Consider the following 11,587-nt stretch of genomic DNA (forward strand, 5'->3'; position numbering starts at 1 on the left):
GAATATACCGCTTTTTAATTTTGACCAAAAACCTTCAGTTGTCGCATCGACCACGGAACTTCATCGCTGTCTTGGGCCAAGTCTTCATTGATTTTTAGACGTAAAAACTTGGTTTTAACATTGCCCAAAGCAACTACATTTTCGCCTTCTTTTCCCTTCAACGGTGCCAAAGATTCTTTCCAAGTTGTCCCATCAGACGATGTCTCAACGGTATAAGCCCTTGGGTAAGACTGAACCATCGGAGGTGGAGTTTGGGGAGCTTTGGGGTTGCGTTGCCAGCCTTTTTTGATACTGGCAGGTGCGACAAATTGCAGTTCGGTTAAGTTCACTTCTTTTGGAAACTCAATTTGGTACCACATTCCTTTGGTTTGACGCCCGCCCGTAGTCCAGCCTTCGTACGTAAATGCACTTTGAGGAGAGACATTTCCTCCAATGCGGGTTGATGTCGTGTGGCTTGCCGTTATTTTCCAACCTTCTTGAGGCTGTAATTCCTGCGGCACGGTTTTTATCAATTTATCGTACGGATACATTCCTTTTTGATCGGCTGTTTTAGCCCGAATACCCGCCACTTGCTGCGGCGTCACCAACGAAGCATCGTTCGACAACCCATTTCTGATGTACGAAATGACATCTGCGACCCATTCGTCCGAATGTTCTTTCATCGAAGTCATCATTCCTCCCGCGTAGGTTTTTCCGTCAATCGCCCCTTCCATTCCGTGCAAAACTACCCGAACGGCATACTCGGGATGCGACTGAATACGGGCTGAACCTGCCAACGCTGGAGCTATCAATTTGCCGTTTCCTGCGGGCGTTCCTTGGCCATTATTGCCATGGCATTGAGAGCACAGTTCATTGTAAATCATGGCACCTCTATCCAAAGACGCCTGTTGCTCTTTGTTCAGTGCTCCCCCACCAAACGGCCCCATATTTCTGGATTTAGGAGGCTCAATGATTTGCGAACCTACCAGTTTTATGCCCGCTGCATTGTTCTTTTCCATGGCGGCTTTGATACCACTTTCCATGTTTGGCAACTTCAAAAATTTGGCCGTCATCATGGCTTGAATCACCACGTTGGCGTCGGGGTCGTTGAGTAAGCTCGCGTAGGTCGTTTCTAAACTTTTTTCGCCTGCTTTATAAAGCGTTTCACTGGCACGAATGGCCTGAATACGGACGCGCGGGTTGAGGTCTTGCATCAATTTTTGCACCAAATTCACTTTCAACGCTCCCAATCCTTCCAGCGACCACAACGCATGGAATCGAGCGACGACACTCTTGCTAGTCAGGGCCATAGAAGTCAAGGCTGGTACCACCGAAAGGTCTTTTTTGAGTACGATTAACTGTTGAGCAGCATCGCGACGCCAGCCGTTGGGGTGTTCCAAATGTTTGACCAAAGCCGCCGCGTTTTCGGTAAGCATTTTTGGCGAGGCTTTATCGCGTTCTTTTCCGTCGTATGTGATGCGCCAAATTCGACCCAATCCCACCACTTTATCCAATTGGTATTGCTCAATTTTGGTACGCAGGTAGGTTCCTTTTTGTGTCCATTGTCCTTCCTGAATAATACCGTGGTACATATCCACAATGTACATTGTTCCGTCGGGGGCAGTGGCCATGTCAACGGGGCGAAAAAGCGGGTCAGTAGAGCGTAAAAACTCCGATTTTTGGTCTTGAAATACGTTATGGAGCGTGGTCAACCCTTCCGTAACGACGGGATTGATTTGGCGAACAATTCGCGCAACGGGTTCACCATAAAAATACTGTCCTTTGATATTTTCGGGCAAACGATCGCCGCGATACACGTCATTTCCTGCCGCACCCGTCACCCGATTTAACGAGCCATCTGGTTGACGTACTTCGTCCATTCCACCCTGCATATCAGCCAGTTTGACGGGCGCTCCCCAAGGTACATCGAAGCCTTTGGCAAATTCATTGGGTACTTCAAAATTGCCATAATGAATCGGGAACTGAAAATACGAAGGCAAGCCACTTGCTCCACCCTGAAACCATAATTTCCCGTCGTCGTCGTGCGTCACGCCCCATTGGGCGCGGTTAAAGCCCGTTTTTTCACGAATCACCCCATTGGGCGTTTCCCGCACCCGAAAAGCATTGACGGTACTGTAAAGCCAGTTGTCCATGCCATAATACATAAACGCCTGCTGGTGCTCCACATTCCCCGACCGACCGTATTTGGTGGTAAAAAGTTCTTTTTTATCGGCCTTGCCATCGCCGTTGGTATCGGTATATTTATACACATTATCGGCGTCAGACTCCATGGTGAGGATGCAGTCTTTGCCGTAGGGCAGCACAAAACGCGGAAAGATTAAATTGTCCAAAAAAGTCGTTCCTGACTCATACACGCCATCGTTGTTTTTGTCTTCCCAACGAGAAATGCGACTGGTAGGCTCTAGCTCGTTTTTTGAATCAGCGTCCAACATATAAGAACGCAGTTCCAAGACATACATACGTCCGTTGCCATCAAAGGCAATGGCACCTGGTTGTTGGATGGCGGGTTCGGTCAAAACAGGCTCAATGCGGTAACCTGGCGGCAGTAAAAACCGACTTTGCTCCTCAGCCACACCGAGCGGTCGAACGGGGGCTTTGGGTTCTAAATCAATGCCTTTCCAATCTTCGCTTTCGGGGTCAGCCCCAGGCGGTAGCTTTACTTTGGTCAAGGTATCCGATTGATTTTCGTACACCTTTTTCAGCGATTCATTGGGGGGGATTGAAACAATGAAAGAGCAAAAAGCAAGTGCTAAACAGGCACTTACCAAGCCTAGTTTTAACGTAGAGGTTTGCATACAACTTTGGGTTTTTCAAGTTGTACGTATAAGCCTAAATGGGTCAAAATCTACTAATTAGGATACATACGTTGAAAGTGGATGGCTTGGTGACATGCTTCAGGCGAAACACGGCCAATTCCCGAAGCAGCTCCTGTAACGAGTGCCACTTTGTTTTCAAATCGTTTCATTTATTTTTGTAAAAATTTAAAGTTATGAGTGAAATTACAAGCCTTTCATAATTAGACCTTTCCTACGAAAATTATACCTATGCCGACTATCTTTCGTGGAAGTTTGAGCAGGCAGTTGAGTTAATCAAAGGCAAAATCTTCCCGATGTCGGGGCCAAGTCGTAGGCATCAAAAAATATCTTGGACGTTGACATTAACAATTGGAACCGCATTTAGGAACCATCGTTGTGAAGCGTATGCTGCTCCTTTCGACGTTCGGCTATACGACAAACGTAAGGCTACCAAAGGAGATAAAAATGTATACAGCGTTGTCCAACCTGATATTTGTATTATTTGTGATTTAGACAAACTCGACGATAGAGGCTGCAACGGTGCACCAGATTTGGTGATTGAAATACTTTCGCCAGGCAATTCTTCCAAAGAAATGAAACTCAAAAAAGACCTTTACGAGGAAAATGGCGTACGAGAATACCTTATTATTAACCCCGAACACGAGAACGCTTTCCAGTTTCACTTGACGGAAGTGGAGGTGTACAGTCCAGCTACGATTTACGTGGATGATGAGGTGTTAACAAGCGTCATTTTTCCTGATTTACAACTCAATCTGAAGGAAGTGTTTAGTGCTTCTTAGCCCCCTTAATTCCCATCGCTAATGGTTGTACCTCCGTCAACGATGATATTTTGCCCCGTTATGAAGCCCCCAGCATTAGACGCTAGCATCACCACTACCCCTGCTATCTCTTCAGGCGTCCCTACCCGTCGCAGGGGAGTCAGTGCCAAACGACGTTCCATAAACGCTTTGTTTTGCATCAACGATTGTGAAAAAGGAGTATCAATCATTCCTGGCGAAATGGCATTGGCTCGGATATTGTAGGGGCCATATTCTACGGCAATGTTTCTAACCATTTGAACCAGTGCGGCTTTCGACATTCCGTAAAGTCCAATGGATTTGTTGCCTCGAACGCTCGCAATACTTGCTAAATAAATTAATACACCATCGCACCTTTTTACCATCGATGGGAGCAACAATTGGGTTAAATAAAGGGCATTTTGAACATTAATTTTCATAACATCCTCAAAATGTGTCGTTTCAATTGTACCCGACGAACCCACGGGCGCAACGCCTACCCCACTCACCAATACGTCAATTCGCTCGTACTTTTCAAGTACTTTTTGGGCGAGATGTTCTATTTCTTCTTTACGTGACATATCGCAGGGAAGGGCCATTGCCTCCACATTAGCCACCGACAATTCGGCCACTACTTCTTCACACGCGCCAGCATCTTTGCTCGATACAATTACCACCGCACCTTGCGCCCCCATCGCTAATGCAATAGCCTTCCCCATACCCGAAGAAGCCCCTGTAACCAACACCACTTTGCCATCTAGCCTAAATAACTGTTGCATCTTGCTCATTTAGAGGGCTAATCATGAATCATACATTCTTCCAAAGCCATTCCATTCACTTCAAACGATTTTGCTTCAATGAGCACAAATACGATACGGCAAATTTGGTCATCGGAGGGATTTCTCCATTTATGAATCGTTCCACGTTGTACGATGATTCCGCCCGCTTCTACCGTTTTGAAAACGCCATTATCAAGTTCGAGTTCTATCGAACCACTAATTACAATACCGTAGTCGATACTATTGGAACGATGAAATGGGGATGAAGCATTAGGCAACATATCCACGATACGAATGACCGAGCCACCATTGAGCGTCGTACCCGCATCTCGTTGACGGCCATCGGTTTCATCGTTACAGTCAGCAGGAACAGTGGCTGTTGTCCAAATAGTGGTCATAGCGGCATCCCCCGAGGGGATAACGACCGTTTCAAAGGAAGTATCAGACATAAAAATAGCCGTACCGTCATCGGTATGGCCTGTCACTATACGTCGAATGGAATTAGTCATATATTTTGTAAAAAAATAAGTTAATTTCTCACAAAAGTATATTTCTTTCTTGGGAAGGTACTATACAAAAAACGGCAGAATATTGACAAAATCAGGCAATATCGCTTGCCAAATTTTGAATTTTTAAGCGTTGAGTAAGACTTTCTCTCTACTCAACGCTTTTATCAGCGCGTATTACTCCACAAACTTACGCTGGCTCACCGCTGTTTCCGTAGGGAAATCGGCAGGAATTGGAATATCAACTTTGCCCGTTGCCGCCCACTGTGCTCCGCGCTGAAGAGAAATAATAAAGCCTACGCACTCTACCGAATAATCAACGTGCCCAAGTGGCGTGTGGAAAATGCGGCCTTTGCCTTGTTTGATGGTCATCAGCATGGGTTCGTGGCGGTCGGTGCCGCGATTGTCTTTCGGAGAAAAAGCCGTGGCCAGTACCTCCATATTTTCGGCAGGCCCACGCAAGCGGTCGTACATTTCGTCTTTGGAGTGCATCCAATTCAGCGGCATTCCCTTCGTAATGGGGTGTTTTGAATTGCGCACCGTAATCAAAAACTCCTTTTGCGCCCCGTGTGAGCCCGCCCGTCCTGGACTGGTGTCTCTCACTAACTTGCCCTCTTTGTCGTAATATACAAATGGGCCGTCTTTTTCAGTGCGGTCGCCCCAACCTCCCAAACCAATCATGCGGTTATAGGCAGGCCACATCGGAAACGAGTTATCAGCAGCATGAACCACCACTAGACCACCGCCATTATTGATGTATTTTTCAAAATCAGCTTGCGTACCGTCCGACCAAGGGGCAGCGTTCCAACCAAAATTACAGATAACGACATCGTACTTGAAAAAATCGGGATGATAGGCCGAATCCATCTTGGGTTTGGGCAACGATTGCGTCGCAGGAAGACCTTTGATTGGGTACTTTGCTTCCAAATCTCCTCCGTTCCAAGTATAGTAGGTACGCTGTACGTCCACGGTAAATTTACCCGTTTCCTCCAAGTAACGCTTCATCATGTAGGTGATTTTAGGCCATTGTTCGTGGTTGTTTTGTCCGTCAATGATGAGTGCCTTTAACACTTTTTTTGAGGGATTAGCGACCGAATCATGACTAGCATAGATGCCTATCACAAGCGTAAGGAGCAAAAGACTGAGTTTCTTCATTGGTTTTTCTGGGGTTTAAAGTACATTTTACCTTTAGGTAGGTAAAGCAAAAAATACCTGCTTCCTATCTATTGTTTTGGGATTGATTTTTGAAACCCTCCCGAAAGTTTCTTTCAAACCTTCCCGAAAGTTTTAGAACTTTCGGGAAGGTGATGTAATTCCCCATAAACTAATTTCCAAAACCCATGAAAGAAGAAACCATTCAAACGCTTCATCCAAAAGAAGGGAAGGTCAACAAGAAAATATCATTAGAAAAATACAACTTCATCCGAAAAAACTTGCTGCAAATTTTGGAGAAAGATGAGCTTACCCACACCGAACTCATGGAAAAATTGTACGAAAAGATAAAAGATGATTTTGTGGGTGGCGTGCAATGGTACGGCGAAACAGTTAAACTTGACCTAGAAGCCAGAAGCATCATTTTCAGAACGAAGTCAAAGCCTGAAAAATATACATTGAAAGGAGAAGAGCAAGCACAATGAAAAAGAGGCGATTATCACTAATCGCCTCTTTTATTTTTCTAGCTATTGGCTTTTATAATTTGTTCAAGTTCAGCATAGTCGGCATCAGTTGGCATCGACAACGGTGGGCGAACATCGCCTGCGCTTTTACCAATTATTTTTGCCCCTGCTTTAATCAAACTGACCGCATAGCCGTTTTTCTTGCTCCGCAAACGTACCAACGGAATGTAAAAACTCTTAGTGATTTCGGCCACCGTTTCGGTATCGCCCGCGCGGAGGCTGTGGTAAAATTTATTGGCCAATTCAGGCACAAAATTGAACGCCGCCGACGAATACGTATTGACTCCAATCGACAAATAGGCTTCGGCAATAATCTCGGCCGTAGGCACTCCCCCGATGTACGACAAGCGCTTTCCGACGGTTTTGATGGTGTCGTTCAGGTCTTGCATGTTGCCCGTACCGTCCTTTAATCCTATAAAATTGGGGCAGGCATCCGCTAGTTTTTGAATGTACTGCGTTGATAAAATACCATTGCCACGGTTGTAATAAATGACGGGCAACGTGGTATTTTGAATAATCGTTTTGGCATACTCAAACACCCCATCTTGCGGGCATTCGGTCAGGTAGGGAGGGAAAAGCAACAGTGCATTGATACCTGCTTTTTCGGCCATTTTTGCAAAGGCAATGGCTTCAGGAATGCTACGCCCCACGCTCGAAATGACGGGTACGCGTTCGGCTACAACCTTCGCCGAAAGGTTGACAATCTGCTCGTATTCTGCCGCCGAAAGCGAGAAAAACTCCCCTGTTCCCCCTGCTACAAACACCGACGAAACATCGTGGCTCACAAACCATTCGAGGCGTTCGGCGTAGGTTTCGGCGTTAAATTCTCCATTTTCGTCAAAATCAGTAATTGGAAACGAAAGAAGCCCGTCTTCGAGCGATGATTTTATTTTTGAAAGTTCCATGTTTTTTTAGTGATGAGTGATTTACCAACGTGTTGCCATAAATTTCCAGCCTGATACTACTTTTTGCATTTCGATTTCGTCGTCGCGTTTGGTCAGGCCGCATTTTAAGTAGTTTTCGTGCAATTTGGCCAAGGCCGCTTTGTCCAACTCTACACCCAAACCTGGGCCTTCGGGAACGGCAACGGCGCCTTCTTCAAATTTCAAACGGCCGCCCACCACGATTTCGTCCGACTGCCACGGGTAGTGGGTATCGAGAGCGTAACGTAGGTTAGGAATAGCCGCTCCCAAGTGCACCATCGCCGCCAACGAAATCCCCAAATGCGAGTTGGAGTGCATCGACAAATCACGCCCAAAGGTTTCGCAAACGCTGGTGAGTTTCATAGATTCTTGCAAGCCACCCCAAAAATGGTGGTCGCTCAAAATAATGTCCTCCGAACCTAACTCAATCGCCTTGGGAATATCACCAAACGAAGTTGTACACATATTGGTTGCCAACGGTGTTTTGAGCGCTTTCCGAACCATCGCCATATTTTGCTGGCCACGGCAGGGGTCTTCCAAGTACTCAAGCACCCCCTCCATTTCTTTGCCGTACTGGATGGAGGTTTCTACCGTCCAGAGAGCATTGGGGTCTAAACGCAAAGGGACATCGGGGCCAAAAGCTTTGTGCAAGGCCAAAATAGCATCCACTTCTTGGCGCGGCTCAAATACGCCCCCTTTGAGCTTAATCGACTTAAAACCAAACGCTTTGCACATGGCATGTGCTTGGGCAACAATCTCTTCGGGGTTGAGCGCACTCGCCTGACGAGCCGCCGCCCAGCCCGTGGCATTGGGGTCGGTTCCAAACTCAAGTTTGCCCCCTGCTCCTTCGTATTTATAAAACAAATAAGCCGAAAACGGCACTGCATCGCGCCGACGCCCGCCTAACAAATCGACGACGGGGCGGTTGATGATTTTACCAATAATGTCCAAACACGCTACTTCAATGGAGCTAAACACGTGCACAACCGTACGTTGGTCCCAAGGGGTAAACCCACGGTCGGCAGGTTTTTCAGTGCCAAATTCGGCTTGAAGAATGTCCTTGATTTTATTGAGTTGGAACGGGTCTTGGCCAATGATTAGGCGTTTGCTTCGCTCCAGTGCCTTGTCGATGTCGATATTGCCAGGGATTTCACTGATTCCTACGATGTTATCGTCGGTGATAAGTTCCACCACCGTACGCAGCGCATAAGGCGCGTGAAGCCCCGCCGCATTGAGCAAAGGCGGGTCCACCACCGCGATGGGTGTAATGTTAAATTCTTTAATTCGTGGTCCTTGGGAGGGAAGGCTGATTGACATAAAAAGTTGAATAAATTGGTAAAGACGTAAGATTGATTAAAACGAATTACTTTTTAAAAGCGCTTCTTGTGCCCAATCTTACGTCTTTGGGGTCTTTTTTTTATCAATGATATTAGGCCGTTTCGCTGGCAACTACTTGCAACAAACCTTTGATGTAACCGTAACAAAACGCAAAGGCTTCTTGAGTACTGTTAGCTGCATGGTGGTGCGGTACGTGGTCGGGCATAACCATCCCCGAATACCCCACGTCGCGTAATGCCCTAACGACCTTAACAAAATCCATGTCCCCGTTGTCGGGATAGACTTCTTGGAAATTATTGAAACTGCCTTTGATGTTTCTTAGGTGAACGTTAAAAATCTGATTGCGCTCCCCTACCCATTTGATGATGGGAAAAATTTCATTTTTGGGGTCTTTTAATCCCTCAGCAATGGAGCCAATGCAAAAGTTAAAGCCATGGTATTCACTGTCGTACAATTTGGCAAAACGTTGAATTCCTTTAAATACATCGGGGCTGTTCCAACGCATCACGCCACGGTAAGCCGCTGGCACTGGCGGGTCGGCGATATGGTTCGCGAGTTTGACTTTGTACTCTTTGGCCACGGGAAGTAATCGGTCGAGCAAATACGTAATTCGTTCAAAAATTTGGTCGATTGATACATCTCCTGCCACCGTTTTAGGGTCGTTACGTTTCAATGCTTCTTCGTAATTCCAAACGCTGTATTCAGCATTTCCGCGCTTGGGGTCGGTGTATTTTCCCGTCCGCAACACGGGCAAAATGGTCGTATTGTAGTTCAATACTTTAATGCCCGATTTGCCCGCCACTTGAATCATTTGTTGTAAATACTCAATCTCACGGTCGCGTTCAGGGCTTTTCCCCAACATAATATTGGGGTAAATCACGCGGTCGATTCCCGCCGAACTCAAGGGATAATGGTACGCGTCCAAACTAATTCCGTACTTTTCGCAGGCTTCTTTTTTGGCCAACGAATCCTCCAAATCCCAGCCTTTACCTGGAATTACTTTTGGCGCACCGCCGTCGATATTAAAGATACCATGACGGGCCTTAAATTCGAGATTTTCAACGCTCGTCCCGCCCGATTGGCAGCCTGCTTTCATCAATACTTTTTTGGGAGGCGTAACAAGCGACGCCGCATGGGCTTTTTCGGCACCTGTCACCGAAGCACTTACCGACCCTACGGCAACTGCTTTGAGAAAATTACTACGTTTCATCTTATTTTAAACGGTTATTTTTTATACCAATGGAAACAAAGCCGCTCCAATCATAATGACAATCAAACCCGTCAGCCCCATCACTACCAACAAGGGCGAAATGGTTTTGAGGGCTTCTTTTTCCGTAAGATTGCTCAATTTACAGATAATCCAAAAACCAGCATCATTCATCCAAGGCACTAATTTTGAGCCACATCCAATCGCTAACCCTAAATAAACAGGGTGAAATGACAGGTTGGCGTTGCTGGCCATTCCTGACAAAATACCCGAGGCTGTAATCAACGCCACCGTAGCTGAACCTTGGGCAGTGCGCACCACGGCCGCAATAAAAAATGCCATTGGAATAAGTGCCATTTGGTATTCTTTGGTCATATCAGCAATGCGGCCACTGATGCCCGTTTGCTGCAACATTCCCCCAAACGCACCACCCGCCGCCGTAATCAAAATAATCCCTCCGCCACTCATCAAGGCCGACTGTACAAAAGGTGTTAATCCGTCTTTTTTAGCGTCCTTTTTCTGACTTGCCAACACCCACAACGCAATGAAACCTCCCGTGAGAATGGCAATGTTTTTATCGCCAAAAAATTTCACAATTGCCACCAAGGTGGTAGAGACTTCACTTGCTTTAAAAAAGGCGCTAAAAGCAGTATCGAGACAAATAAAAAACAAAGGAACAGCTACAGGCAGCAACGAAACACCCAACGAAGGGAGCTGTTTGGTTTCCTTGGCCGCAATCGACTTCATGTCTTCCAGTTTCGCATCCAGCGAGTCGCGGAGTTCAATTGGCCATTTTTTATTGGCCCAAAGGGCAAAAAAGTAACCCGAGGTAATGGTAAAAAGCCCCACAATTACGCCCGTCACCATCATCAAGCCCATCGGAATGTGCATTTCGCCAATCAGGAACAACGGTCCAGGCGCAGGGGGCACCAGCGAATTGGCCATTGCCGCCCCCGCCATGATACACAACACCAACAAAAGGTAATTTTTACCAATGCGGAGGGTCATGGCTTTGGCAAGAGGTACCATCAAAAATAAAACGGTATCAAAAAAAACGGGGATTCCGAGGAAAAAACTGCTTAGTAGAAAGGCAATCGGGGCTTTTTCAATGCCTGTCAATCGAAGTATCGACCGAATGATGCGCTCGGCCGCGCCACTTTCTAGCATACATTTCCCAATAATGGCGGCCATTGCTATCAGAATGCCAATTTTGGCGCAGGTATTTCCAAACTCGGTAGCAATGCGCTCACCCACGCTCTTTTTGGCCATCGCCAAGGCCGCAGCGGGGGCCGTGCCTTTGGACAAAGCGTATTGCTCAATGACTTCGGGGGGTGTCAACATCGCAACGGCAAGAGCACCTAACAACAGTGCCAAAAATGGATGTAGCTTGACGCCAATGATTCCACCCACCACAATCAATACGCCCACCGACAAAATAAATAAGGGATCAGACATTCAGGGTTTTAGGTTTAGGTTTTTCAATTTTTCCAAGCTTGGCAAGTCTTGCTATTAAATATTCAACCTCACCCCACCCTCTCCCTTCTGGAGAGGGCTTTAAATTCCCTT

General features: G+C 46.6%; 9 protein-coding genes and 1 pseudogene. 2 read left to right on the forward strand and 8 right to left on the reverse strand.

Annotation, left to right across the window (positions count from 1 at the left end; genetic code table 11):
- Positions 1-14: 14 nt before the first annotated feature.
- Positions 15-2,795, reverse strand: a complete 2,781-nt coding sequence (locus DTQ70_RS10825; RefSeq protein ID WP_122930816.1) for a c-type cytochrome — start codon at positions 2,793-2,795, stop codon at positions 15-17.
- Positions 2,796-3,061: 266 nt separating this feature from the next.
- Between DTQ70_RS10825 and DTQ70_RS10830 the strand changes: the two are divergent.
- Positions 3,062-3,595 (forward strand): annotated as a pseudogene (locus DTQ70_RS10830) (Uma2 family endonuclease); the annotation flags it as partial.
- Between the two features lie 5 nt (positions 3,596-3,600).
- Here the strand turns inward: DTQ70_RS10830 and DTQ70_RS10835 are convergent.
- The 3 genes from DTQ70_RS10835 to DTQ70_RS10845 form a co-directional block, all read right to left on the reverse strand.
- Positions 3,601-4,371 (reverse strand): SDR family NAD(P)-dependent oxidoreductase, encoded by a 771-nt coding sequence (locus DTQ70_RS10835; protein WP_122934360.1) that lies wholly within the window; start codon positions 4,369-4,371, stop codon positions 3,601-3,603.
- Between the two features lie 17 nt (positions 4,372-4,388).
- Complete coding sequence (locus tag DTQ70_RS10840; protein WP_122930817.1) at positions 4,389-4,880, reverse strand: cupin domain-containing protein; 492 nt, start codon at positions 4,878-4,880, stop codon at positions 4,389-4,391.
- Positions 4,881-5,054: 174 nt separating this feature from the next.
- Complete coding sequence (locus tag DTQ70_RS10845) at positions 5,055-6,032, reverse strand: ThuA domain-containing protein (RefSeq protein WP_122930818.1); 978 nt, start codon at positions 6,030-6,032, stop codon at positions 5,055-5,057.
- A gap of 185 nt (positions 6,033-6,217) precedes the next feature.
- Here DTQ70_RS10845 and DTQ70_RS10850 point away from each other — a divergent pair, with 185 nt between their 5' ends.
- Positions 6,218-6,514 carry a DUF6958 family protein gene (locus DTQ70_RS10850; RefSeq protein ID WP_122930819.1) on the forward strand — a complete coding sequence of 99 codons (297 nt, stop codon included), beginning with the start codon at positions 6,218-6,220 and terminating at the stop codon, positions 6,512-6,514.
- 38 nt (positions 6,515-6,552) lie between these two features.
- Here DTQ70_RS10850 and kdgD read toward each other — a convergent pair whose 3' ends face one another.
- The 4 genes from kdgD to DTQ70_RS10870 all read right to left on the reverse strand — a co-directional run bounded on the left by kdgD (position 6,553) and on the right by DTQ70_RS10870 (position 11,476).
- Positions 6,553-7,458, reverse strand: a complete 906-nt coding sequence (gene kdgD, locus DTQ70_RS10855) for a 5-dehydro-4-deoxyglucarate dehydratase (protein ID WP_122930820.1) — start codon at positions 7,456-7,458, stop codon at positions 6,553-6,555.
- Positions 7,459-7,479: 21 nt separating this feature from the next.
- A complete protein-coding gene (locus DTQ70_RS10860) occupies positions 7,480-8,793 on the reverse strand; it encodes an enolase C-terminal domain-like protein (protein ID WP_122930821.1) in 1,314 nt (437 codons plus the stop codon).
- A gap of 112 nt (positions 8,794-8,905) precedes the next feature.
- On the reverse strand, positions 8,906-10,024 hold the full coding sequence (locus DTQ70_RS10865) for a mannonate dehydratase (protein WP_122930822.1): 1,119 nt from the start codon (positions 10,022-10,024) through the stop codon (positions 8,906-8,908).
- A gap of 21 nt (positions 10,025-10,045) precedes the next feature.
- A complete protein-coding gene (locus DTQ70_RS10870; protein ID WP_122930823.1) occupies positions 10,046-11,476 on the reverse strand; it encodes a GntP family permease in 1,431 nt (476 codons plus the stop codon).
- Positions 11,477-11,587 lie beyond the last annotated feature (111 nt).

It is taken from the genome of Runella sp. SP2 (genome assembly GCF_003711225.1).
Taxonomy (GTDB): Bacteria; Bacteroidota; Bacteroidia; order Cytophagales; family Spirosomataceae; genus Runella.

Coding starts and splice junctions, on each gene's coding strand:
- DTQ70_RS10825 (WP_122930816.1), bottom strand. CDS start 2,795: ATGCAAACCTCTACGTTAAAACTAGGCTTGGTAAGTGCCTGTTTAGCA.
- DTQ70_RS10835 (WP_122934360.1), bottom strand. CDS start 4,371: ATGCAACAGTTATTTAGGCTAGATGGCAAAGTGGTGTTGGTTACAGGG.
- DTQ70_RS10840 (WP_122930817.1), bottom strand. CDS start 4,880: ATGACTAATTCCATTCGACGTATAGTGACAGGCCATACCGATGACGGT.
- DTQ70_RS10845 (WP_122930818.1), bottom strand. CDS start 6,032: ATGAAGAAACTCAGTCTTTTGCTCCTTACGCTTGTGATAGGCATCTAT.
- DTQ70_RS10850 (WP_122930819.1), top strand. CDS start 6,218: ATGAAAGAAGAAACCATTCAAACGCTTCATCCAAAAGAAGGGAAGGTC.
- kdgD (WP_122930820.1), bottom strand. CDS start 7,458: ATGGAACTTTCAAAAATAAAATCATCGCTCGAAGACGGGCTTCTTTCG.
- DTQ70_RS10860 (WP_122930821.1), bottom strand. CDS start 8,793: ATGTCAATCAGCCTTCCCTCCCAAGGACCACGAATTAAAGAATTTAAC.
- DTQ70_RS10865 (WP_122930822.1), bottom strand. CDS start 10,024: ATGAAACGTAGTAATTTTCTCAAAGCAGTTGCCGTAGGGTCGGTAAGT.
- DTQ70_RS10870 (WP_122930823.1), bottom strand. CDS start 11,476: ATGTCTGATCCCTTATTTATTTTGTCGGTGGGCGTATTGATTGTGGTG.